Annotated in this window: 18 protein-coding genes and 1 pseudogene; 15 read left to right on the top strand and 4 right to left on the bottom strand. The window is 64.2% G+C overall.

Annotated elements, in window-relative coordinates:
* The first annotated feature begins 3 nt into the window (after positions 1-3).
* The 9 genes from ybiB to OU995_RS10595 all read left to right on the top strand — a co-directional run bounded on the left by ybiB (position 4) and on the right by OU995_RS10595 (position 9040).
* On the top strand, positions 4-924 hold the full coding sequence (gene ybiB, locus OU995_RS10635; protein ID WP_267835502.1) for a DNA-binding protein YbiB: 921 nt from the start codon (positions 4-6) through the stop codon (positions 922-924).
* Positions 925-1129: 205 nt separating this feature from the next.
* On the top strand, positions 1130-2818 hold the full coding sequence (locus tag OU995_RS10630; RefSeq protein ID WP_267836235.1) for a nitrite/sulfite reductase: 1689 nt from the start codon (positions 1130-1132) through the stop codon (positions 2816-2818).
* Between the two features lie 14 nt (positions 2819-2832).
* Positions 2833-3321 (top strand): DUF934 domain-containing protein, encoded by a 489-nt coding sequence (locus tag OU995_RS10625; RefSeq protein WP_267835501.1) that lies wholly within the window; start codon positions 2833-2835, stop codon positions 3319-3321.
* 2 nt (positions 3322-3323) lie between these two features.
* On the top strand, positions 3324-4193 hold the full coding sequence (locus OU995_RS10620) for a phosphoadenylyl-sulfate reductase (RefSeq protein WP_267835500.1): 870 nt from the start codon (positions 3324-3326) through the stop codon (positions 4191-4193).
* Positions 4190-5176, top strand: a complete 987-nt coding sequence (gene cysD / locus OU995_RS10615) for a sulfate adenylyltransferase subunit CysD (RefSeq protein WP_267835499.1) — start codon at positions 4190-4192, stop codon at positions 5174-5176. The genes OU995_RS10620 and cysD overlap by 4 nt, the downstream gene beginning before the upstream one ends.
* A gap of 145 nt (positions 5177-5321) precedes the next feature.
* On the top strand, positions 5322-6620 hold the full coding sequence (locus tag OU995_RS10610) for a sulfate adenylyltransferase subunit 1 (RefSeq protein ID WP_267835498.1): 1299 nt from the start codon (positions 5322-5324) through the stop codon (positions 6618-6620).
* 33 nt (positions 6621-6653) lie between these two features.
* Positions 6654-7454: a uroporphyrinogen-III C-methyltransferase gene (gene cobA / locus OU995_RS10605; RefSeq protein WP_267835497.1), complete on the top strand. Its 801-nt coding sequence runs from the start codon at positions 6654-6656 to the stop codon at positions 7452-7454.
* 104 nt (positions 7455-7558) lie between these two features.
* Positions 7559-7882, top strand: a complete 324-nt coding sequence (gene fdxA / locus OU995_RS10600) for a ferredoxin FdxA (protein ID WP_267835495.1) — start codon at positions 7559-7561, stop codon at positions 7880-7882.
* Between the two features lie 66 nt (positions 7883-7948).
* Positions 7949-9040, top strand: a complete 1092-nt coding sequence (locus OU995_RS10595) for an NAD(P)/FAD-dependent oxidoreductase (protein ID WP_420714848.1) — start codon at positions 7949-7951, stop codon at positions 9038-9040.
* A 202-nt stretch (positions 9041-9242) separates the two neighbouring features.
* Here the strand turns inward: OU995_RS10595 and OU995_RS10590 are convergent, their stop codons facing one another.
* The gene (locus OU995_RS10590; RefSeq protein WP_267835493.1) at positions 9243-9536 is read right to left on the bottom strand and encodes a helix-hairpin-helix domain-containing protein; all 294 of its coding nucleotides are present in this window, start codon (positions 9534-9536) and stop codon (positions 9243-9245) included.
* Between the two features lie 313 nt (positions 9537-9849).
* Between OU995_RS10590 and OU995_RS10585 the strand changes: the two genes are divergently transcribed.
* Positions 9850-13209, top strand: coding sequence for a S41 family peptidase (locus tag OU995_RS10585; RefSeq protein ID WP_267835492.1), 3360 nt, complete (start codon positions 9850-9852; stop codon positions 13207-13209).
* Positions 13210-13282: 73 nt separating this feature from the next.
* Here OU995_RS10585 and OU995_RS10580 read toward each other — a convergent pair whose 3' ends face one another.
* Both OU995_RS10580 and OU995_RS10575 read right to left on the bottom strand, forming a co-directional pair.
* Positions 13283-13435: a hypothetical protein gene (locus OU995_RS10580; RefSeq protein WP_267835491.1), complete on the bottom strand. Its 153-nt coding sequence runs from the start codon at positions 13433-13435 to the stop codon at positions 13283-13285.
* 58 nt (positions 13436-13493) lie between these two features.
* Positions 13494-13649 (bottom strand): hypothetical protein, encoded by a 156-nt coding sequence (locus OU995_RS10575; protein WP_267835490.1) that lies wholly within the window; start codon positions 13647-13649, stop codon positions 13494-13496.
* Between the two features lie 215 nt (positions 13650-13864).
* On the opposite strand from OU995_RS10575, the gene OU995_RS10570 reads away from it, so the two are divergent.
* Positions 13865-16246, top strand: coding sequence for a TonB-dependent receptor plug domain-containing protein (locus tag OU995_RS10570; protein ID WP_267835489.1), 2382 nt, complete (start codon positions 13865-13867; stop codon positions 16244-16246).
* A gap of 238 nt (positions 16247-16484) precedes the next feature.
* On the opposite strand, the pseudogene OU995_RS10565 reads toward OU995_RS10570, so the two are convergent.
* Positions 16485-17197 (bottom strand): annotated as a pseudogene (locus OU995_RS10565) (AAA family ATPase).
* A 197-nt stretch (positions 17198-17394) separates the two neighbouring features.
* Between OU995_RS10565 and OU995_RS10560 the strand changes: the two are divergent.
* The 4 genes from OU995_RS10560 (at position 17395) to OU995_RS10545 (ending at position 25341) form a co-directional block, all read left to right on the top strand.
* Complete coding sequence (locus tag OU995_RS10560; RefSeq protein WP_267835488.1) at positions 17395-19215, top strand: flavin monoamine oxidase family protein; 1821 nt, start codon at positions 17395-17397, stop codon at positions 19213-19215.
* 165 nt (positions 19216-19380) lie between these two features.
* The gene (locus OU995_RS10555; RefSeq protein WP_267835487.1) at positions 19381-21411 is read left to right on the top strand and encodes a lipoxygenase family protein; all 2031 of its coding nucleotides are present in this window, start codon (positions 19381-19383) and stop codon (positions 21409-21411) included.
* A 94-nt stretch (positions 21412-21505) separates the two neighbouring features.
* A complete protein-coding gene (locus OU995_RS10550; protein ID WP_267835486.1) occupies positions 21506-23581 on the top strand; it encodes a thiamine pyrophosphate-binding protein in 2076 nt (691 codons plus the stop codon).
* 68 nt (positions 23582-23649) lie between these two features.
* Positions 23650-25341, top strand: a complete 1692-nt coding sequence (locus tag OU995_RS10545; RefSeq protein WP_267835485.1) for a flavin monoamine oxidase family protein — start codon at positions 23650-23652, stop codon at positions 25339-25341.
* Positions 25342-25360: the final 19 nt, after the last annotated feature.

The raw sequence follows: 25360 nt of genomic DNA, 5'->3' as shown, positions 1-25360 counted from the left end.
CCCATGGACTTTGCGCCGCTCCTCAAAGAGATCGGCCGCGGCACCCGCGGCGCCCGTGACCTCACCCGTGACCAGGCCGAGCGCCTGTTCGGCCAACTGCTGGACGGCACCGTGCCGGACCTGGAGTTGGGTGCCATCCTGATCGCGATGCGTATCAAGGGGGAAAGCCTGGATGAACTGCTGGGCTTTGAAGCCGCCATGAAGGCCCGCACCACACGCCTGACCGTGCCGCCCGGCCCACGCCTGGTGCTGCTGCCCGCGTTCAACGGCGCCCGAAAGCAGGCCAATCTGATGCCGCTGGTGGCGCTGCTGCTGGCGCGCGCCGGCATCCCGGTGCTGATCCACGGGCGTCACGACTTCGACAGCCGCATCAGCCCGTTTGAACTGCTGGACGCCCTGCACCTGCCCACGGCCGACACCCTGGCTCAGGCCGAGGCCCAACTCACCGAGCGGCGGCTCACGGTGCTGCCTCTGGCTCGCCTGAACCCCGGTCTGGACGCTTTGATGGCCTTGCGCCCCCGCATGGGCCTGCGCAACAGCAGCCACAGCGTGGCCAAGCTGCTGGACCCCGCGCCGGGCCGCAGCGTGCGCGTGGTGGCCGTGACCCATCCGGAATATGTGGACAGCATGGCAACGGCCCTGCCGCTGCTCAGCCAGGCCGGCAGCCGGGCACTTTTGATGCGAGCCAGCGAAGGCGAGGCTTATCTCCACCTGCGCCGCAAAGCTCACCTGCAAGGCTTCGTCGATGGGCAAGTGTGGGATCTCCAGCCGTCCCCCAATGAAGATCTGGACGTCCCGCTGTCCACCGCCTGCGAGCCGGCCGACAACGCGGCGCTGATCCAGGACATGCTGGCGGGTGATGTGCCCCTCCCCGATCGGATCCAGGCCCAGGTGGCCGCCCTGATGCGGCTGGCGCGGGACTAGAGGGGGCTCCCCTCCCCCCGCGCCTCGCCGCATCGCGCTTTGCAGGATTCTTCATATGCTTATTCAAGAATAAGCAATCTACGATTTTGTAGTTCCCATATATATAAAGCATTCATAGAGTCACGATTCCCGGCCAGCCCTGGGCCAGCAGCGGTGTCAGATGACGCAGCGGTGTGTGTCCCAGGCCGGCGCTGACATCGCTGCCATGTACGCCTATACCGATTTCGACCGCCAGTTCGTCCACGCCCGTGCGGCCCAGTTCCGGGACCAGCTCGAACGCCATCTCGCGGGCCAGTTGCCCGACGACGACTTCCGTGCGCTGCGGTTGCAGAACGGCTGGTATATCCAGCGCCATGCGCCCATGCTGCGCATCGCCGTGCCGTATGGCGTGTTGTCCAGCCGCCAGATGCGGCAGTTGGCCCGTATCGCCCGCGAGTACGACCGCGGTTATGGCCACTTCACCACCCGGCAGAACCTGCAGTTCAACTGGATTCCGCTGGCCCAGGGCGCGGATGTGATGGATCTGCTGGCCGATGTCGACATGCACGGCATCCAGACCAGCGGCAACTGCATCCGCAACATCACCAGCGATGTGACGGCCGGTGTGGCCGCCGACGAGCTGGTGGACCCGCGCCCCTATGCGGAAGTGCTGCGCCAGTGGAGCACCTTGCATCCGGAATTCGCCTTCCTGCCCCGCAAGTTCAAGATCGCCATCTCCGGCGCTGCCGAAGACCGTGCGGCCATCGGCTGGCATGACATCGGCCTGCAATTGCGCCGCAATGAGGCTGGCGAAGTCGGCTTCCAGGTGCTGGTCGGCGGCGGCATGGGCCGCACGCCGATCGTGGGCCAGGAGATCAATGCCTTTGTGCCGTGGCAGCACATCCTCGTCTACCTCGAGGCCATCGTGCGGGTCTACAACCGCTTTGGCCGCCGGGACAACATGTACAAGGCCCGCATCAAGATTCTGGTGAAGGCCGAAGGCCAGGCCTTCTTTGATGCGGTGAACCAGGAGTACCAGCAGATCCTGTCCACCGACGAAGGTGGCCATGAGCAGATCATTCCCGAGGCGGAACTGGCCCGCGTGGCCGCGAGCTTTGTGGAACCGGCCGGCGTGACGCCGCTGCCGGCCACCGACCTCTTTGCAGGTGCCGAGCCGGGCTACCGCCGCTGGCTGGAGCGCAATGTGCTGCCCCACCGTGTCAGCGGCTACCGTTCAGTCACCCTGTCGCTCAAGCGCGTGGGCCTGCCGCCGGGCGATGCCACCGATGCGCAGATGGACGCCGCCGCCGACCTGTCCGACCGGTTCAGCCACGGTGAGCTGCGGGTCAGCCATGACCAGAACCTGCTGCTGCCCTGGGTGAAAGAAAGCGACTTGCCGGCGCTGTATGCCGCCGCCAAGGAGCATGGCTTTGCCACGCCCAACATCGGCCTGCTGACCGACATGATCACCTGCCCGGGCGGCGACTTCTGCGCGCTGGCCAATGCCCGCTCCATTCCGCTGGCCAGCGAGATCACCGAACGCTTCCAGGATCTGGATGAACTCTGGGACATCGGCGACATCGACCTGCACATCAGCGGCTGCATCAACAGCTGCGGCCATCACCACAGCGGCCACATCGGCGTGCTGGGCGTCGACAAGGACGGCACCGAGTGGTACCAGATCACCCTGGGCGGCTCGGATGGCTCCACGCTGTCGGGCCCGTCTGTCGCCGGCAAGGTCATCGGCCCTTCGTTTGCAGCGGATGAAGCTGCCGACGCTGTGGAAGCCGTGATCGCCACCTACCGTCGCGAACGCCTGGCCGGCGAACGCTTCATCGCCACCGTGCGACGCATCGGCCTGGACGCCTTCAAGCAGGCTGCCAACGCCATCCGCCGCACCACCGCCGCCCACTGACCGCCGCCACCGCCATGAAGTTCGTGATCAAAGCCCAAGACCCCTGGCACCTGTGCGCTGGCGAGGACGGCCCTCAACCGCATCCGGCGGCTGGCCACCACAAGCTGCTGACGCTGGAACAGTGGCACGCCGTGCGGGACACCTGGCCGACCGGCCTGAGCACCGGCGTCCTGCTGCCCAATGATGCCGATGTCGCCGACCTGGCCGCCGACCTGCCGCGCCTGTCGCTGGTGGTGGTGCAGTTCCCGAAATGGGTGGATGGACGGGCCTACACCCAGGCCCGGCTGCTGCGCGTGCGCCATCACTTCACCGGCGAAATCCGCGCCGTGGGCGAAGTGCTGGTGGACATGATGCCGCTGCTGCAGCGCTGCGGCGTGAATGCGGTGCAGCTGCGGGCGGACCAGTCCCAGGCCGCCGCCGAACGGGCCCTGAGCTTCTTCCCCGGTCATTACCAGGGGGATGTCCAGGAGCATCGCCCGGCGTTCGCGCGTCCCGGAGCCTGAGCATGAGCGACGCCTCCTGGCCCGACCCGGCTTCTGCATCTGCCTCGGCCCTGCCACTGGACGGTGCCCCCCCGGCCCCCGGGCCGGCCCAGGCCAACGGCAGCGCCATCGGGCTGTATGCCCGGGCCACGGCGGGCTTTGACGAGCGGCTGGCCCGAACCGTCGACGTGCTGCGCCAGGTGGCGGCAGATTTCGGCCCGGCGGCGGTGCAGTCCACCTCGTTGGGGGTGGAAGACATGATCGTCACCGACCTGATCGCCCGCCATCAGCTGCCGATCGCGCTGTCCACGCTGGACACCGGCAAGCTGCATGAGGAAACTCTGGGCTTGATCCCCGCCATCGAATCCCGCTATGGATTGAAGGTGGAGGTGTTCCGCCCAGTGGAGGAGCAGGTGCTGCATTTCGTGCGTACCCATGGCGAGGATGCGATGTACCGCAGCATCGAGTTGCGCAAGAGCTGCTGTGGCCTGCGCAAGCTGGAGCCGCTGTCGCGCATGCTGGCCGGCAAGCAGGCCTGGATCACCGGCCTGCGCCGTGAACAGAGCAACAACCGTGCGGACGTGCCCTTCCGTGAACCGGACGGCCAGGGCCGCACCAAGGTCAACCCGCTGGCGGAATGGAGCTGGGCGGACGTGTGGCATTACGTGCAACTGCATCAGGTGGCCTACAACCCGCTGCATGACCATTTCATGCCCAGCATCGGCTGCGCGCCCTGCACCCGCGCCATCTCGGTCGGTGAAGACTTCCGCGCCGGCCGCTGGTGGTGGGAATCCGACGACGCCAAAGAATGCGGACTGCACAAGTCGCATGGCGCCTCGGACACCGCTGCCTCCGCCCTTTCCTCCTCCCCCACCACCGGAGCCCCGGCATGAACGCCCCCGTGAACCTGGAACAACTGCTGCCGCTGGCCGATCACCGCCATCTGGACCACCTTGAAGAAGAAGCCATCTTCATCCTGCGTGAGGTGGCTGCCGCATTCGAGCGCCCGGCGCTGCTGTTCTCCGGCGGCAAGGATTCCTGCGTGGTGCTGCGCCTGGCTGAAAAGGCCTTCAAGCAGCGCGTGACACCCGACCCGCGCGGCGGCACCGGCCCCAGCCAGGAGTTCAAGGGCAAGCTGCCCTTCCCGCTGGTGCATGTGGACACCGGCCACAACTTCCCCGAAGTGATCGAGTTCCGCGATCGCCGCGTGGCTGAAATGGGTGAACGCCTGGTGGTCGGCCATCTGGAAGACTCCATGCGCAAGGGCACCATTCGCCTGGCGCATCCGCTGGAATCCCGCAATGGGCACCAGACCGTGACGCTGCTGGAAACCATCGAAGAACATCGCTTCGATGTGCTCATCGGCGGCGCCCGCCGCGACGAAGAAAAGGCACGGGCCAAGGAACGCATCTTCAGCCACCGCGACAGCTTCGGCCAATGGCAGCCGAAGGAGCAGCGTCCCGAGCTGTGGAACCTGTTCAACACCCGCATCCGTCCGGGCGAGCATTTCCGGGCCTTCCCGATCAGCAACTGGACCGAGCTGGATGTGTGGCTCTACATCGCCCGCGAGAACATCCCGCTGCCTTCGCTCTATTACGCCCATGACCGTCAGGTCATCCGCCGCAAGGGCCTGCTGGTGCCGGTGACCGACGTCACGCCGCCCGAGGCCGATGAACAGATCGAGACCGCACAGGTGCGTTTCCGCACCGTGGGCGACATGACCTGCACCTGCCCGGTGGAAAGCCCGGCCGCCAATGCCGCCGACATCGTCGCTGAAACCCTGACGGTGACGGTGAGCGAGCGCGGCGCCACCCGGATGGATGACCGTACCTCCGATGCCTCGATGGAGCGTCGCAAGAAAGAAGGCTATTTCTGAGCGCAGAGCGCAGGCGTTTTCTGGCGCTTCCGGACCGCTTGGCAGGCCGACTGGCAAGCCGCTTGAGACGCCGGGTTTTGCTCCCCATTGAATCAGCCCCTGCGGGGGCGTGGGCCGGCCTCAGGGCCGCCCGCCAGGAGTTCCGATGACCACCTCCACCGCACACACCATCCATCAGTCGGATGTCGACACCACCCACCGCGCGCTGCGATTCCTCACCGCCGGCAGCGTGGACGATGGCAAAAGCACCCTGATCGGTCGGCTGCTGTATGACAGCCGCGCCATCCTGGCCGACCAGCTCGACACCCTGGCCAAGCGTGCGGCCGGCCAGCCCATCGACCTGAGCCTGCTCACCGACGGCCTGGAGGCCGAACGTGAACAGGGCATCACCATTGATGTGGCCTACCGCTACTTCGCCACCAAGCAACGCAAATTCATCATTGCCGATGCGCCCGGCCATGAGCAGTACACCCGCAACATGGTCACCGCCGCCGCCGGCAGCGACGCCGCCGTGGTGCTGGTGGATGTGACCAAGCTGGACCTGTCGGTGGAAGATGTGGTGCTGCTGCCGCAGACCCGCCGCCACAGCCTGCTGGCCCATCTGCTGCGCCTGCCCAGCATCGTGTTTGCCATCAACAAGATCGATGCGGCCGCGCAGCCGGGCGACGCCTTCCGCAAGGTCAGCGCCGCGCTGCAGCAATTTGCGGATGCGGCCGGCATCCAGGTCACCGCCATCGTGCCGGTTTCGGCCCTGCGGGGTGACAACGTGACCCAGCCGCTGGACGCCGACTGGTATGACGGCCCCTCGCTGCTGCAGGTGCTGGAAGGCCTGCCGACGGTGCAGGAAACGGTGGAAGCCCAGCTGATGCTGCCGGTGCAGTATGTGGCCCGGGAAGGCGAAGGCACCGGCAATCAGCCCCGCACCTTGTGGGGCCGCATTGCCCAGGGCCAGGTGCGGCCGGGCGATACGGTGCAGATCCTGCCGAGCGGCCAGACGGCCGTGGTGGCCGGGCTGCGCCATGCCGGTGAAACCGTGCAGGCTTGCGTGGCCGGGGAATCGGCGGGCGTGGTGCTGGACCAGCAGATCGATGTGTCGCGCGGCGACTGGATCGTGGCGCCGGGCGCCGCCCAGCCCACCCGCAGTTTCCAGGCCACACTGGCCTGGCTGGATACCGAAGCGGCCGTGGTCGGCCGCAAATATTGGGTGCGTCACGGCAACCGCTGGGTGCAGGCCCGCATCACCGCCATCGACCACCGCCTGGATGTGCAGACGCTGGCAGAGATTGAAGCCAGTGAGTTGAACGTCAATGAAATCGGTCGTGTCACCGTGGAGCTGCAAGCCGAACTGCCGCTGCAGCCCTATGCCGAGAACCGCGTGGGCGGTGCCCTGATCGTGGTCGACCCCACCAGCAACCGCACCAGTGGTGCCTTGCTGGTGCGTTGACCCGGCCCCCGCCAGAACTGCCGAAGGACAACGATGGGCAAGGTGATCTTTGTGAGCGCGGGCCCCGGGGCCGCCGATCTCATCACGCTGCGAGGCGCACGCGCGCTGGCCCAGGCGGAGGTGGTGCTGTTCGACGCGCTGACCGACCCCGCCCTGCGTGAACTGGCGCCCCAGGCCCGCTGGGTGGATGTGGGCAAACGCGGTTTCTGCCATTCCACCCGGCAGACCGCCATCAATGCCATTCTGGTGCGGGAAGCGCAACAGCATGGCGTGGTGGTGCGGCTCAAGGGCGGAGACGCCAGCGTCCTGGGTCGCCTGGAGGAAGAACTGCAGGCCTTGTCCGGGGCCGACATCGCCTGGGAGGTGGTGCCAGGCGTCACCGCTGCCCTGGCGGCGGCGGCCCAGACCGGCCGGCCGCTGACCCGCCGGGGCCAGGGCCGCAGCGTCAGCCTGACCACCGCCATGACCCAGGAAGGCGAACTGCGGGCCTCCCGCACCGCCGACACCGAGGTGTTCTACATGGCCGGGCGCCAGCTCGCCGCCCTCTCCCGGCGGCTGCTGCAGGCCGGCTGGCCAGTGGGAACGCCGGTGAGCGTCGTGTCCCGCGCGGGCTGCCCGGACGCTTTGTCCAGCGAGCATCAGGTGCAGGACCTGGCCGCCGCCGCCATGTTGCACCGAGGCCGTCCCACCGTGGTGGTGGTCGGCGCGGGGGCCGCGCCGGTGCCGTCAGCCGCCACGCAGGCCCCCGCCGCAACCACCGAGCCGAGTCAAGGAAAGACGCAAATCCCCGGGATTGACGCGTTCGAACCCGTGGCACAAACCCTGAACGATTAAAATCCGCTGTTTTCCGTCAGAGCGCGCCTGATTTCCGTGCTGGCCGCACTGATTTTCACGGGCCTGTCTGTCCTGGCGGGCCCCGTCACCACAAGAGCCGCTCCATGACCCACGTTGTCACCGAAGCCTGCATCCGCTGCAAATACACCGACTGCGTCGATGTCTGCCCCGTCGATTGCTTCCGCGAAGGCCCCAACTTCCTGGCCATCGATCCCGACGAGTGCATTGACTGCGCCGTCTGCATTCCCGAGTGCCCGGTCAACGCGATCATGCCGGAGGAAGATGTCCCGGGCGATCAGCAGATGATGATCAAGCTCAATGCGGACCTGGCCAAGAAGTGGCCGAGCATCACCAAGCGCAAAGCCTCCCTCCCCGACGCCGAGGAGTGGAAGGACAAGACCGGCAAGCTGGATCAGCTGATTCGCTGATTCGCCGCCCCGGCGTCCTTCCGCCGCCGGCGGGCGGGCACCCCCTCTTATTGAATGGAAAAGCAAGTGACTGAAGCGACCTCGGCCCCGCACGCGGGCGTGATCGAAACCGATGCCGTCATCGTGGGCGCTGGCCCGGTGGGCCTGTTCCAGGTGTTTGAGCTGGGCCTGCTGGAGATCAAGGCCCACATCATCGACTCGCTGGCCTACCCCGGTGGCCAGTGCATCGAGCTCTATCCCGACAAGCCGATCTACGACATCCCGGCCCTGCCGGTCGTGACCGGCAAGGAACTGACGGACAACCTGATGAAGCAGATCGAGCCCTTTGGCGCGACCTTCCATCTGGGTCAGGAAGTCACCACGGTGGAAAAGCAGGACGACGGTCGTTTCTTCGTCGCCACCAGCAAGGGCACGCAATTCCTGACCAAGACCATCTTCATCGCCGGCGGCGTGGGCTCGTTCCAGCCGCGCACGCTGAAGGTCGAGGGCATCGACAAGTACGAGGGTTCGCAGGTGCACTACCGGGTGCGCAACCCGGCGCAGTTTGCCGGCAAGAACCTGGTGATCGTCGGCGGTGGGGATTCGGCCCTGGACTGGGCGCTGAACTTCTGCGGCGGCAATGCGGACGGCAACCCGCACAAGGCGGAAAGCGTGATCCTGGTGCACCGCCGTGACGGCTTCCGTGCCGCCCCGGCCTCGGTCGCCAAGATGAAGGAACTGTGCGACGCCTACGAAATGCAGTTCATCGTCGGCCAGGTCAGCGACATTGACGAAGGCGACGACCTGCTCAAGGGCGTGAAGGTCACCGGCGGCGACGGCGTGACCCGCGTGGTGCCGGCCGACCAGGTGCTGGTGTTCTTTGGCCTGTCCCCCAAGCTCGGCCCGATCGCCGAATGGGGTCTGGCGCTGGAACGCAAGCAGATCGTCGTCGACACCGAGAAGTTCCAGACCAGCGTGCCTGGCATCTTTGCGGTGGGTGACATCAACACCTACCCCGGCAAGAAGAAGCTGATTCTCTCCGGCTTCCACGAGGCCGCTCTGGCCGCTTTCGGCGCGATGCCCATCATCAACCCGGACAAGCGCGTCCACCTGCAATACACCACCACCAGCCCCAAGCTGCACAAGGTGCTGGGCGTGGAAACGCCGGTCTTCGACTGAGGGGCGTACCGTCCCATCGGTGCAGGTCCATCCGCATCAGCGCACCGCAGCCCTCGGGCTGACCTTGCACCAAGCCCGCCTGGCCTTGCCGGCGGGCTTTTTTCTTGCCCGGGTTCACCGGGTTCACCGGGTGTGACCGGGTGTGACCGGGTGTGGATAGGGGCGCTTGAGGGGGCACAGCAGGGCCGGGGATGGCCCCATCTCAGCTGCGTGCCGCGAGCAACCGCTTGCGGTGCTCAGTGAACGCCCACCACGCGCGCGCCTGGCCGCCGTCCATGAAGGACACGGCCGACATGAACACGTCCAGCGTGCAGGGATCGTGACGGACGCCGGTGACCTCGCACAACTGCCGGAACAAGACCAGAGGATCAGCCCCCACCAGCTGTTCCGGCGACCGGATGCCCAGGCGCTCCAGATCCTTGGCGGTGGCCGACCCGACATTCGGCAGGTCCGTTAATCCACGCACGCGTGCTCGATCCACCTTGTCCGGACTCATCGCTGCCTCGCTTCATGAATGACTGGGGGGGTGCCCGGCCACCGGCACCCGGCGGCTCACTGTGATGGGGCCTGGTCACCCTGATCGTAAACCGTCGCCCAGAGACACCGCATGCAGACCTTCCCTCGTGCAACGACGTTTCCGGTCCATGTCCGTTCCGTTTCGACAATGTCTGCAACGGATGCGCCATCCCTGCATCGCACACCTTGTGGACCGATGGAAGCGGATCCGGGCCCCAGGCACGGGGTGTCTAAGGACACCTGGGGGTGAAGGCTTCTAGACTCGGCGTTTTCCAACCCGTCCGGTTCATGTCATGAGATTCAAACTCGCGGGCGCCGCGCTGGCGCTGATGATGGCTTTCCCCGCAGTACAGGCCCAGGGCCCCGTGCCCAGCCTGGGGCCGGTGACGCAGCCGCTGTGGCTGCGCCAGTCCAGCATCTCGCCGGACGGTCGTCAGATCGCCTTCACCTTCCAGGGCAATCTCTATCTGGTGCCAACGGCCGGTGGTACGGCCCGGCTGCTGGTGTCCAACGGCAAGCACAACGCCGCCCCGGTGTGGTCGCCGGACGGCAAGCTGCTGGCCTATGCGGCCGATGTCTATGGCAATGACGACGTGTTTGTGGTGTCTGCCGATGGCGGCCCGTCCCGTCGGCTGACCTTCAACTCGGCCCCGGAGACGCCCTTTGCCTTCACGCCGGACGGCAAGTCGGTGCTGTTCTCCGCCCAGCGGCAGGACGCCCGCCTCAACATCGGCTTTCCCTCCCCGGCGCTGAGCGAGACCTATCAAGTCAGCGTGGACGGTGGCCGCCGTCCCACCCAGCTCTTCAGTGAGCCGGCGCTGGCCGGCCGCTACAACAAGGCAGGCACCCAGCTGGTCTACGAGGACTGGAAGGGCTATGAAAACGCGTTCCGCAAACACCACCTCTCGCCGGTGGCCCGGGACATCTGGCTGTGGGATGCCAAAACCGGCCAGCATCGCAAGCTCACCAGCAGCGGCGGTGAAAACCGCAATCCGGTGTGGTCCGCCGACGAATCAGCCATCTACTACCTGAGCGAGCAGAGCGGCTCCTTCAATGTGTGGAAGATGCCGGTGGACAATCCGTCGGCCACCCGCCAGATCACCCATTTCACCAAAAACCCGGTGCGCTTCCTCTCGGTCGCGGCGGACGGCACTTTGTCCTATGGCTATGACGGTGAGCTCTACACCCAGGCCGGCGATGAGGCCCAGCCCCGCAAGGTCGGGGTGAGCATTGCGGCGGACGCGCTGGTGCCGACCGTGGAAAACCTGAAGCTCAGCGACGGCGCCACCGACATGGCGGTCAGCCCGGACGGTAGCGAAGTGGCGGTGGTGGTGCGGGGCCAGGTGTTTGTCACCTCGGCCGAATTCGGCAACACCCGCCACATCACCAACGGCCCGGGCCAGAAGCGCTCGGTGAGCTTCAGCCCGGATGGCCGCAAGCTGCTGTATGCCTGCGAGCAGGACGGCCAGTGGAGCCTGTGCGAGAGCAGCCTGGTGGGCGATAAAAAGGCCGTGCCCAGCTTCTTCAATGCCCCGCGGGTGGAGACGCGTGTGCTGTTGAAGAATGCCCATCAGAACTTCCAGCCCCGCTATTCGCCGGACGGCAAGCAGGTGGCGTATCTGCAGGACCGTGCGGCCCTGCATGTGCTGGACATCGCCACCGGAAAGACCCGTGTGGTGATGGCGGCCGAGAACAGCTATTCCTATGAGGATGGCGACCAGTGGTTTGACTGGGCGCCGGACGGCAAGAGCCTGCTGGTGCAGTTTGTGGACCGCAACCGCTGGAGCCAGGAAGTCGGTGTGGTGCCGGCCGATGGCTCCGGCAAGCTGGTGAACCTCACCCACAGCGGTTATGAAGACCTGCATCCGCTGTTTGCCCGCCAGGGCCAGATGATGGTGTGGCTGACCGACCGCCAGGGCCTGCACGGCAGCGGCGGCGGTGCCCGCGTGGATGCCGACGTCTTTGCGATGTTCCTGACCCGCGCAGCCTTCGACCGCTACAAGCTGGACAAGGCGGAATATGCGCAGCTGAAGAAGCGGGAAGACGAGGACAAGAAGGACGAAGGCAAGAAGGACGACGCCAAGGACGCCAAGAAAGACGGCAAGGACTCGAAGGACGCCAAGTCCGACGACAAGAAGGCCGAGGACAAGAAGGCCGAGGACAAGCAGCCGCCGGCCAAGCCGGTGGTGTTCGAGATGGAAGGCATGGACGACCGCGTCGCCCGCCTGACCGCCTCATCCGGCGATATCCGCGACTTCGCGGTCACTCCGGATGGCGAGCAGCTGTTCTATGTGGTGAAGGAAGGCGACGGCTACGAGCTCTGGCACAGCCGGCTGCGCGACAAGGACAACCACCGCGTCGGCCCCCTGCCGGGCGGGCGGGTGGAATCGGTGGCGCTGTGGCTGGACGCCAAGGGCGCCAACGGCTTTGTGATGACCGGTGGCCGGGTGCAGAAGTTCAAGGTGCCGGAAGGCGGCAAGGGGGACATCCGCACCGAGCCGGTGAACTTCACCGCCGAGCTGCGCATCGACCGGGCGGCCGAACGGGCGCAGATGTTCGACCACGCCTGGCGCCAGACCCAGGAAAAGCTCTATGTCACCGACATGGGCGGCGTCGACTGGGCCTACTACCGCAAGGTCTATGAACGTCAGCTGCCCTTTGTGGCCGATGGTGTGGACTTCGCCGAGCTGATGAGCGAAATGCTGGGTGAACTCAACGTCTCCCACACCGGCAGCGGTTATCGCCCGGCACCGTCCGGTGATGCCACCGCCTCTCTTGGCGTGTTCTACGACCCGGCCTGGTCAGGCGCCGGCATCAAGGTGATCGAGGTCATCGAAGGCGGCCCGCTGGACACGGCGCAGAACAAGCTCAAGGCCGGCATGGTGATCGAAGCCATCGACGGCGAGACGATTGCTGCGGGCGCGGAATTTGATTCCCTGCTCAACCTGAAGGCCGGCAAGCAGGTGGTGCTGTCGGTGCTGGACCCGGCGTCCGGCCAGCGCTTCGAACAGTCGCTCAAGGCCATCAGCATCGGGGCGGAGCGTGAGTTGCTCTACAAGCGCTGGGTGCGCCGTGAACGTGCGCTGGTGGACAAGCTCTCCGGCGGCCGCCTGGGCTACGTCCACGTGCGGGGCATGAATGACGCCAGTTTCCGCCAGACCTACGCCGACGCCCTGGGCCGTGCCAGTGGCAAGGAAGCCCTGATCGTGGACACCCGCTTTAATGGCGGCGGCAATCTGCATGACGAGTTGGCGACGCTGCTGTCAGGCAAGAAGTACCTGGAGTTCCTGCCGCGTGGCCAGAGCCTGGGCTGGGAACCCACGGCGAAATGGGTCAAGCCCTCGGCGGTGCTGATCAGCGAAAGCAACTACTCGGATGCCCACCTGTTCCCGTGGACCTACAAGCACCTGGGCATTGGCAAGCTGATCGGCATGCCGGTGGCGGGCACCGGCACGGCGGTGTGGTGGGAAACCATGCAGGACGGCGCCACCTACTTCGGCATTCCGCAGGTCGGCTTCCGGGCGCAGAACGGTGACTTCATGGAACGCGCGCTGATCACCCCGGACATCGTGGTGCCCAACAACAAGAGCCGCCTGGACAAGGGCGAAGACCAGCAGCTGGAAGCGGCGGTCAAGTCGCTGCTCGGCCAGTAAGCGTCAGCGATCCTCAGAGGAAAGGGGTCGGCAGTTCACACTGCCGACCCCTTTTTCATGCCGGTACGGCCGCTCAGCCGGCCTTGTTCTTCAGCTTGCCCTTGGGCAGCACCGAAGTGGTGGGTGCAATGGGCCGGTCGGAGACGGAGGACGACTCCTTCACCGTCCCGGTGTCCTTCTTGGGCTTCTTGCTGGACTTGTCATTGCGTTGTACGCCTTTGGGCATGGTGGCTCCTTCTCAAACAGCCGGATCAATGGGCTGCACTCTACTACCAGTCGCGGACTCAGGCGTCACGGCCGGGCGGCAGCTCGGTGAGGTTGTGGCCAAGCTTCTTCGCTCCGATGCCAGCGCTGAACTGGGCACGCCGGGAGGTGTAGTAGCCGCTCTCTTCCATGTCGGTGAACTCAAGGTCCGCGAGATTCACAAGAGGTTTTTGCATAGGCACTCCAGGACCCGACGTGGGGCTTCAGCCGTCTGCCGCGGCAGCGGGGTGGAAAGACCAGCCTGGGATTCTCCGCTCACTTCGCAAAGCTGTCGTTCTCTTGGGGCTAACAATCGTTCATCCAGGTTATGAACTTCCTCAGTTTGCTTCATTGCCGGCACGTGAAGCTGAGGGCACGCTCATCGCTTTGAACTGCATCACGCTACCCACCCATGCTTCCGACTCCGTTCAAGCCCGCCGTCCTGACATTGGCCGGTGCTGCCCTGGCACCGCTGGCCCTGCCTGCACTGGGACAGACATCCCCGACCTCCCCTTCCACCACCACATCCACCACATCCACCCAACTCCAACAGGTGGTGGTCACCGGCACCCGCCGCACGGATCGCAGCCTGGCGCAATCGGAATCACCGGTGGATGTCATCAGTGCCGCCCAGCTCCAGCGCAGCGGCAGCACGGAACTCGCCACCGCGCTGGCTCAATGGCTGCCCTCACTCAACTTCCCACGGCCCTCGCTCACCGATGCGTCCGACGCGGTGCGTCCGGCCCAGTTGCGTGGACTGTCTCCCGATCAGACCCTGGTGTTGATCGACGGCAAGCGGCGCCACAGCAGCGCGGTGGTCAACATCAATGGCAGCCAGGGGCGAGGGTCCGCGCCGGTGGACCTGAATGCCATTCCGATGGCCGCGATTGAACGGGTGGAAGTGCTGCGGGATGGTGCGGCAGCGCAATATGGCTCCGACGCGATTGCCGGGGTGATCAACATCGTGCTGAAGAAAGGGGCGGCCGGCGGCGGTGTGGCCGGTGAACTGGGCCAGACCGATGCAGGCGACGGCGGACGGGCCAGCCTTGCCGCCGACCTGGGCATCGCGCTGGGCACTGGCGGCTGGCTGCGCCTCGCAGCGGAAACCCGCCACCAGCAACACACCAATCGGGCCGGGGTGGATACCCGGGATGCGGCCACCGAGCCGCGCAAGGGCCTGGTCAACAACCGCCTGGGCGACCCGGACAGCACGCAACGGGCGTTGATCGTCAACGGCCAGCTCGACGTGGCCGGCGCGCAGGCCTACACCGTGGCCAGCTACAGCGAGCGAAACACGCTCAGCGCCGCCTTCTGGCGCACCCGTGCCACCGCCGTGGCCAACAACGTGGACAGCCTGTATCCGGAAGGTTTCCTGCCGCTGGAGGACAGCCGCAGCCGGGATGCCAGCCTGGTGCTGGGGCTGCGCGGCCAGGCGCTGGATTGGCAGTGGGACCTGAGCCTCAACCATGGCCGCAATGACTTCGACATGGCCGTGGCCAACACCGCCAACTACTCGCTCGGCGCCGCGAGCCCCACACGATTTGATGCCGGCGGCCTCAGCAATCAGCAAACGCTGCTGAATGCGGACGTGTCGCGCGAGATCGACTGGGGCGGCATCAGCCCGGCGGTCTGGTCCCTCGGCGCAGAGCTGCGCCAGGAGCGGTACGCCATCACGGCGGGTGAGCCCGATTCCTACAGCAACGGCGGCGCCTCCGGCTTTCCGGGCTTCCAGCCGAGCAATGCGGGCAGCCATCGCCGCCACAACGTGTCGATCTACAGCGGCCTGGAGAGCCAACTGACGCGCGACCTGAGTGCCTCGGCGGCCCTGCGCCTGGAGGACTACAGCGACTTCGGCCGGGCCACCGCCCTGAAGCTGTCGGGCCGTTATGTGGTGGCGTCCAGCCTGTCGGTGCGGGGCACGGTGTCCAGCGGATTCCGCGCGCCCTCCCTGGCCCAGCAGTATTTCGCCACCACCTCCACCAATCTGATCAACGGCGCGCTGGTGGAGGCCGGCACCTTCCCGGTGGCGTCCGCCGCCGCGCAGGCCCTGGGTGCAAAACCGCTGAAGGCCGAGAAATCCCGCCAGGCCAGCCTGGGTCTGCAATGGCAGGCCAGCCGGGATTGGCAGACAACGCTGGACCTCTATCAGATCGACATCGACGACCGCATTCTGCTGTCCGCCAATCTCAGCCTGCCCACGGCGCTGCGCAATCAGTTGGCCGCCCAGGGCGTGCTGGTGAGCGCGGGGCGTTATTTCACCAATGCGCTGGACACCCGCACCCGTGGCCTGGACCTGGTCAGCAGCCTGCGGCAGGACTGGGGCGCCTGCGGGCGTGGCGACTACACCCTGGCCTTCAACCACAACAAGAACAGCATCCGGCAGGTGGCGGACAACCCGGCGGTGCTGACCGAGAACAGCCTCCTGCTGATCGACCGTGTGACGTTGGCCCGCGCCACCATCAGTTCGCCGTCCTCCAAGCTGCTGCTGTCCGCGCAGCACCAATGGGGCGCCTGGAGCCTGCGATTGGCGGCCACACGCTACGGCAGTTATGAAGTGCGCCAGAGCAGCGCCGTCAATGACCAGCGCTTCAGTGCAGCCTGGCTGCTGGATGCCTCCGTGGCATGGAGCCAGGGCCCCTGGACGGCCCAGCTGGGAGTAGACAACCTGAACAATCGCTACCCCGACGAGGTGCTGGCCGCCAATTCGGTGGGGGGCATCCTGCGCTACAGCAGCTTCTCGCCGTTTGGCTTTAATGGCCGACAGTATGCGGCGAAGCTGGCGTATCGATGGTGACGGTCGGCCTTCCCCAACTCAAATGCCCCGCCGACAGGATTGTCATTGCCGTCCCCTTGGGTTCGGATTCAAGGTCTCGAGCGCGGTCAAGACCACTGCACGGATTAACAACATTCAGACGTCCTCCCATCAACGATCACCTGAACGGAAATTTCTCCGGATTGTGCCCGCCAAAGCGAAAGGCGATTCCAGACGATGGGTCTCCGCAGTGATTCACATGCGGAGACGACAAGGATCCTCACGCATCGTCTTCATCCGCAAGAAGTTGCTGCAGGCGGCGCGGATAGTTGTTCAGGAAGTCCTGCGTGATGGCGTAGTGTTCCGTGTCTTCATAAGCCACCTCACTCAAACCGGAACTGTCGAACTGAATGATCTTGGCATGGGGGTAGGACAGCAGAATCGGTGAATGCGTGGCAATGATGAACTGCGACTGATCCTCCACCAGCTGGTGGATGGCGCTGAGCGCCGCCAGTTGCCGGTTGGGTGACAGTGCCGCCTCCGGTTCATCGAGCAGATAAATGCCGCCATGAAGGCTTCCCCATGGGAGCGCTCGTGCAGCGACCCACCATAGCCGCTCACGTAGCCGGTGCTGTCCATGTAGGACGCCACGTTGAAGAAGCTTTCAGCACGGAGAAAGTAGCCGTCCTTCGGCTGCGGCACACCCTTGGCGATCCGCAGCGCGTCATGCAGGGGAGACACGGAATCCACGGTGCTGAAGCGGACATTCTTCGTCCCTCCCTCCGGCCCGAAACCCAAGGCCACGGCCAGGGCCTCCAGCACGGTTGACTTGCCGGAGCCGTTTTCGCCGACAAAGAACGTGACATTCGGATGAAATTTGATGTTCTCCAATTCACGGACGGCTGGAACGCTGAATGGGTAGGAATCGAAATCGAATTCGACGTCTGGCTTGAAGGAGGCGTGAAGCAGATACGGCTTGACTCGACGGACCATTTCAATTCCTCACGATGAATGACAAAGAACTTGCACTGAACCGACTGTAGCTTTTTACAGCGAGAGGACTGCATTCCCAGCTCTTCATCAACTTCAACGATAGCCACTCGCCACATTTTTGACGCAAGTCCGACACTTCATCCAAAGCCACAAAAGATCAATCCTCGGGCTTCATAGTTGAAAACAGGGAGACCGTCATGTCATCTGATCGGATCAAGGCCGCGCACGTTCAGCGTGGCCAGAGAAACCAGAAGGTGAGTGATGCACGCGTGAAGTTGATGCAGCGGATCGGTGCCCACCTCAAGACTCAGGAAGAACTCCGCCACCCCGCCCCCGCGACGGCAGCGCCCATCACGGGCAAGGCTTCCGCCGCAGCAGCGCCACTTCGAGTGGGCATTGTCGGCGGCGGCATGGCGGGCATGTATGCGGCACTGCTCTTGGACCAGTTCGGCATCGAGCACCAGATTTTCGAAGCGTCTGGCGAGCGGGTTGGCGGGCGAGTGCGCACCCACTACTTCAACAATGAACCGCACCAATACGCCGAGTTGGGCGCCATGCGGTTCCCCGAGTCCTGGCTGCAGTCACGACTGTTTGCATTCTGGGACTACCTGAATGAAACCGCGCCGAACGTTCCAGGTGCCAGGGAAATCAAGCGCATTCCCTACATCCTTTACGACGCCAGCACCGACCTCCAGGCGGGCAACCTGCTCTGCTTCAACGGCCGCCCCCCCGTCACCCGCAACCAGGCGACTCTGGACAACAGCCTGCTGGGATTCGATTCCCTCTTTGAAGGCCCGGAATTCGATTACTTCAAGGACTCCAACGGCAAGCTCAAGCCCGCACAGACCTTGCTGGACCTGGCCATCCAGCCCTTCATGGATCTGCTCAACAGCGGGCATGTGGACGAGGCCTGGGCCAAGCTGCTGCAGTACGACGGCTACTCTGGCCGAAGCTATCTGCAACTCGTCGGCGACGGGGTCCGCCCCTATCCCGTACGCATCGTTGATTACATGGAGACCGTTCTCAGCTATAGCGGGGTCTACGACCTTGCCTTCCTGGAAATTCTGCTGGACAACTACTCCTTCGATGACACCGAACATTGGTCCGCCATGGATGGCGGCACCGACCGCATTGCCCAGGAAATGCAGCAGCGCATTCCACAGGAGCGCATCACGATGGGCGCCACGGTGTTTCGCCTGGAGGAGAAGGACGGTCGGGCCATCGTGCATTACCGGATGGGACAGGGCAACCTCACCAAGACGGCCGAATTCGACCGGGTCATCATCACCGTTCCGTTCTCGGTCCTGAGGTTCATTGAGACCCCCTCGTCCTGGTCATTGCGCAAATACGAGGCCATCCGCCTCCTGAAGATGACCAATGCGGTGAAGGTGTCCCTGGGCTTCCGCTCCAGGTTCTGGGAGCAGGCGGGCCCCTACAGCCAGGGGATGGCTGGCGGGCAGAGCAACACCGACCTGCCGGTCCGCAGCGTGGTGTATCCATCTTTCGGAATTGGTGAGCCAGGGCCTGCCTACATTCTGGCCAGCTACTGTTGGCAGAACGACGCCGACAAGTTCTCCCATCTGACGCATCAGCAGATGCTGGACGCCTGCCTCCAGCATGTTGTGCGGCTTCATGGCGAGGTGGCCCGGCAGGAATACCTCGGCCACGGTGCGTCCATCGTCTGGAACCAGGACCCTTTGGCGGGGGGTGGCTTCGAGTTCTTCGCGCCCGGCCAGTTCTTGCAGAAGTTCCTGGATGCGCGCGAGCCGCAGGGGCTGTTCCACTTTGCCGGTGAGCATCTGGACATGGTGCATTACTGGATCGCGGGCGCCTATGACTCCGCCTTCCGCACCGTGTGGGAGGTGCTGATCCTTGAGGGACGCATGAACCGCCACACGATGGAACAACTGCGTTCCTCCCTCGGCGGCGGGCTGATCCTGCCGACGATGCTTCCCTACTTCGGCCGCGCCGACATCGAAGACATGGCGCACAGCGTTCTGCTGACGCCGAGCCAATGACTCCACCCCCACGCAGGTTTCTCTGCGCTTAAGCCCGCCTCGCACGATCGCTGGTGTGGCATTGCCGCGAGCGGATCCACGCCCCCCTGGTGACGGAGGGGCCGCGTCCGCGTCGCAGCTGCCGATGGGGTCCGCGCGACGGTTGATTCAACAAGGAGACACATCATGACATCCAAGCAGCCCACCTTTTCCCCTTCCGTGCCGGCGCCCATCCAGCGCTACATGGCAGGACTCAGCCGCCACACAGACAGCCGCTATCAGACGGCCGGGCAGGTGCCGCATCCGACACTGGCCGCCAGCGCAACCAGCACCACCGTGGTCGACTATGTCTACAGCGGACTGAGCTCCACAGACCTGAACTACGACACCACTCAATATCCGGTCGCCGGTAGCTTTGACGGCGTCATGCCGCCGTGGTTGAACGACCTGTCGCTGGTTCCCTCCACCTGGCTGTGGAGTTCCGTCTGGTGGGACTACAACCCCCAGCGCGTGGCCCAGGTCAACACGGAGAACGCCTACATCGACGCGAACGTTCCCAAGCAGACCTACAACGGCAGCACCACAGCGCAATTGATCCAGCAGTGGTACACGCAGGGCATGTGGAGCGCAGATTTCGCTCCCGATCAGGTCACGGCACTCACCGGCTACTGGATCAACGACGACCAGGAGTTCGCCCGGCAGCGTCTGGGCGGAGCGAATCCGGATGTTCTTCGGCAGGCCACAGCGGCCAACTATCCCGTCAACCAATGGGTCAACAGTGCGCAGAACGGCAGTCAGTTGACTGCGTTGGCCAGCACGCTGGCGGCAGCTCAGGCCAACGGCACGCTGTATGTGTGCGACTACACCCCCGTGCTGGGCAACGCGGTGAAACAGCAGTTGGTCGTGAAGGGGCGATATCTGGCGGCACCCATCTGCTTCTTCCAGGTGGACACCTCCAGCAACCAGTTGCGTCCGTTGGCCATCCAGATCCAGGGGACCGACCCCAAGTCCTACATCTTTACGCCTGGTGATCCCGCCGATCCCAAGGGCGACGCCTGGCTACTCGCCAAGCTGTGGACGGCTTCCGCCGATCAGCAGTGGTGGTTCAGCGGATCCCACCTCTTCAACACCCACACCATCGACATGCAGTTCGGTGTCGCGGCGCTCAACCAGATCCAGTTGGGTCAGCTCTCGCCCACCCACCCGATGCTGGTGCTGGCTCAGCCCTTCCTGACCCAGGTCTTCGACATCAACAACGTGGTGATCAGCGCGCCGGGCAGCGGAGAAAGTGGCATCTACCAAAAGGCAGCCGCGCCCAACCAGAACTTCTGTGATGCCGTGCTGCCCACGGGACGGATCGGTCTTTACCAAGTGGTGAGTGACCTTTTCACCCACTACAGCTTCGATGCTGCCGCGTTCCCTGCCCAGTTGGCCAATCGGGGTCTGCAAACCGGTGCGATCGCCCAGCTGACCTACCCCTACCGGGACGATGGCCTGGTGTGGTGGAACGCGATTTCCGCCTTTGTGTCAGACGTTGTGCAAGCCACCTATGCCAACGACGCCGCTGTCGCTGCGGATGCCGGCCTGAACGGCTGGATGAAGACCGTGCAGGCGGCTTTTAATCACGACGGGGCCACCCGCTTCACATGGACGCCCTCACTGAGCGCCCTGCAAAGCACGTGGACCAATCTGTTGTTTACCTGCTCCGTCCAGCACACTGCAGTGAACGACACGATGCTCAATGGCTGGGGATTCACGCCGAATGGCCCGTTTGCCATGCAGTTGGCGCCTCCGACGGATGCCGCCAGTGTGACGCAGGCAACGGTGCTGGCATCCCTTCCCAATCCCCAGTCGGCCGATGGCCTGGCACTGATCAAGAACCAGATCAGCTTCGTGATGAACGGCACCGCCGTGGTGGTTCCGCCAGACACGCTCGCGCAAGACAGCAGCAGCGTCAACGGCATGCTGCAGGTGTTCCCCTACGCGGCGGGTTCAGCGCAACAGCAGGCCGTGAAGAACTTCTGGAATGCCATCTGGACGGGGTCGAACTCGGTGAACAGCCAGATCACCAACAACCAGCGTGCGCGGCTGGCCTCATGGACAGGTGCTCAGCCAGCGCCCAACAGCCTGAGTTACTACTACCTCAGTGCCGCCTTGAGCCCGTGGACTGCCCCGGCCTATCTGAATGCTCCGGTCATGAACCAGATTCAGATCTGACCGGCCTCGCCCCTCTGTTCCGTGGCACCACCTGCAAGGTGCCACGGCACTCCCACTTTGCCTCGGAGCTGTCACCATGCCTCAAAGCGGCCTCATGACCCAATCCATGTTCCGGCGCCATTTCCGCACGCCGGGGACCGAGTCCTCCTCTGCGGTCCGCCCATTGCGGGCTTCTGCTGCCGCCGGGCCAGCCACGGAAACCATCGCGAGCTACCTCAACAAGCGCCTTGCCGAGATCGGCGTCCGATACGTCATGGCCATCCCCGGCGATTACATCAGCGATTGGGTGGAAACACTCGACGATCCGGAAGTCAATGCCGGCCTGGTGCGTGTGCATCCCAACAATGAAATGTGCGCCACCTATGCGGCAGACGGATTTGGACGCGCCGGCGGTGGGAAGACCGTGGGCTGCGTATCCACCACCTACGGGGTGGGAGCGCTCAATGCAGTGCAAGCTGTTGCAGGTGCCTATGTGGAGCATGTGCCGCTGGTGCTGGTGAATGGCTCGCCCTCAGTGGCGCAGTTCAATTCCCAGCGCGACCAAGGCGTGCTGTGGCATCACATGTTTGATGGCTCATTGACCGACCTGCGCATCTACGAACAAATCACGCGGATGGCCATACGGATCGACAATCCGGCCCTCGCGCCAGACTTGATCGATGCTGCCTTGACCGCCTGCATTACCGACTCGCGTCCGGTCTACATCGAAATCGCCAACACCCTGGAGGGCTATGCAGTCGCCCCCGTCTCTGGCCGTGCGAAGCTGAAGAAATCGCCGATCCCGCAGAACACACTCTCGCTGGATGAAGCGATGAGCATGGTGCTGCCGATCCTGGTCGATTCCAAGCGGCTGGTGGTGCTGGGCGGCGTGGAGGTGGCGCGCTTCGGGATCCAGGATCGATTCCGGCAAATGCTCAAGGTGCTGAAAGCGCCTTTCCTCTCCAGCCTGCTCGGCAAAAGCATTCTGAGCGAATACGACACGCCCTATTTCAGCGGCACCTACAACGGCCGGAACTCGCAGCAGAATGTGCAGGATCTCGTCAATGCGGCCGACGTCATCCTGAGCCTGGGTGTGCAGGAGACGGACTTCAATTTCTCCGGCGTCGCGAGCGCGGATTTCAATCCTCTGCAACCGCCTGGGCTGCCCCTTCAAGGCAGCATCGAGGTGCGCATGGGGGCGGCCCGAATCAATGCCGGTCTGACGCTTCAGGATCAGGGCGAACTCTATTGGGGCGACATCCAGCTGGAGGCGTTCGTCGGTCTCTTGCAGGAAGTGGTGTGCGAACCCTCCGGCCCCGCCATGCAGTCGCTGGTGAGTCAATTCCCGGCCTTGGCACCTGTGCAGGCCGCCTTGCAGGCTGCGAATGGCCAGTTGCCGAATGCGCCCTTCCCCGGACTGAGCGGTGACATCTGGAGCATTCCCAAGCTCACGCCGGAGCAATACCGGGATCAGATCACCTGGGACAGCTTCAAGTCCTTGCTGCACCACAACTATCTGACCAGCTTCGGCAATGATGAGAACCAGGACGCACCGGTACTGCTCGCGGACACCGGACTCACCTTCTACAACCTCAACAACGTCAAGGTGCCACAGAACGGCTTCATCGCCCAGCTGGCCTGGGGCGCCATCGGCTATTCGCCGGCAGCAAGCTATGGGGTGAAGCTGGCCCAAATGGCCCTCGGAAGTCGGCGTCGGGTGATCAGCGTTTCCGGCGACGGTGCCTTCAGCCAGAGCTCCAATGCCATCGGCACCATCGCGGCCCTGGGGTTGGACAACGTGGTCTTTGTGATGGCGAATGGGGTGTTTGCCATTGAGCAGTTCCTGATCAATGCCCAGGCCTTCAATCCCCAATCGAAGACCGCTTTCGCACCATTCACCCGCGTGCCGGAGACCTCGCTGTGGCAGTGGGTCAAGCTGGCAGAAGGATTTGGCGGCGTGGGCTATGAGGTCACCACCAATGCTGAACTGGCGGATGTGCTGGAGAAGATCAAGGCCGGCCCCCCGCAGCCTGCGCAGCCCAACGGCCCCTGCAGCGGGAGCCCGGCACCGGGGTGCTGCACGTTCGCGCCCGACGCCACCCCTGACGTTCGACCGTCGACCTTCACGCTGGTGGCGGTCCGTAATGTCTGCAACGACCTGCCAAGCAATACCCGATGGAAGCTGGGGTAAGGACCACACGCGGTAGGGATTGACCATCGACCATGCCGATTCGGCGTGCGCTTATTGGAGCTAAAAAGATGAGCAGTGACTTCCATGACCTGCAACCGGAGTCTGAGGACCCGGTGGTGCAACACTACCTGGAGATCATCAGAAAGGGGCTTCCAAAGACCCAGAACCCCAAGAAAGTGGCCATCGTCGGCGCTGGCATGGCGGGTTTTGTAGCAGCCCAGTTGTTGGCCGAGGCCGGCCATCAGGTGACGATCTTCGAGGGCAACACGCGCGTGGGGGGGCGCATTCACACCCTCCGCGGCAGCAAATACTTCGGCCGTGAAGATCTGTACGGCGAGGCGGGCGCCATGCGCTTGCCGCTCGTTTATCACGAGATGCTTCGCGCCTACATCTGCAAATACCGGGTGCCGGTGAACACCTTCTTCCAGGTGGATGTGAAGAAGGACTCCATCAATTCGCAGAATCAGAACGAGGTGATCTGCGACTCGGTCAAGGCCAAACCGACCACCAAGGCCTACAACGCCTGGACCTATGTCAACGGGGTCAAGGTGCGGACCTGGGAATACATGTCGGCGGAGTTGCCCGCCCACAGCCTGCGGTATGACATCTCCACGCTTCCAGAAGCACAGCAAAAGCTGACGGCAGCCGATCTTCTGGACACGGTCACCGGGCCGGTGCGCGACTTTGTGAACCAGGATCCACGTGCGAACTGGCCCATCGCCATTGATCGCTACGACAACTATTCAGTGCAGGGGTTCCTGCGTCAGTTCTCGTTGTTCCCGCGTGACGCCATCGAGTATGTGGAGGTTCTCCAGAACCTGGAGAGTCGGAGTGCTTTGAGCTTCGTTCAGAACCTGATCGAGATCTCCTTGATCAACTCCGGAAACACCTACTGGGAGATCACCGGCGGCACCGACAACCTGGTGAAGGCCTGGTTCGATCCCCTGAAGAGCGCTGGCGTCAAGGTGTACTTCAATCAATGGATTGACCGGGTGGATTACGCCCCGGATGGCGGGCAAGCCAAGCTGACGTTCTCGGCCTTTGACAAGAACTGGAAAGGCGACGTTGAGTTCGGTGGTGAATTGAAAGGCCCCGGATTCATCCCGGAGTTCGAGGCGGACGAGGTGATCCTGACGGTGCCCGTCCCTTGCATGCGCACCATTGATTTCTCTCCAATGCTGCCTCAAGACAAGCGCTTGATGATCCGAAATCTCTATTACGACTCGGCCGCCAAGGTGTTGCTGGCCTTCAGCGAACGCTTCTGGGAGACGCGGGATGACATCTGGGGTGGCGGATCAGTGACGGATCTGGCCAATCGCATGGTGTATTACCCCAGCCATGGTTTCGGTGACAAAGCGGGCGTGGTCCTGGCCAGCTACACCTGGGAAACCGAAGCGCGCGGCTGGGGTTCATTGACCAATGAACAGCGTGTGCAACGGGCCCTGGATGGCCTGGCCAGCCTGCATGGTGAATACATCCGCGACCTCTTCATCAGCGGCACGTCCGTCTTCTGGGACGAAAGCCCGTTTGCCATGGGCGAAGCCGCCATGTTTGCTCCGGGCCAGTTGAGCGAACTTCAGCCACTCACCTCAAACCCGGTGGGCAACCTGCACTTCGCCGGGGATTGGACCACCTTGCGGCATGCGTGGATTGAAGGCGCGATCGAATCGGGCATACGCGCCGCGCTGGAGATCGAGCCTACTGCCAAGGCCAGCGCCGATGCCACCATGTTTGAAGCCATTCCGCCCACCGTGATGTAACAACAAGACGAGGAGGCAT

This window comes from Roseateles sp. SL47, from assembly GCF_026625885.1.
GTDB lineage: Bacteria > Pseudomonadota > Gammaproteobacteria > Burkholderiales > Burkholderiaceae_C > Roseateles.
Note: the sequence above shows the minus strand (reverse complement) of the source record. Positions and strands in the feature narration are given on the sequence as shown.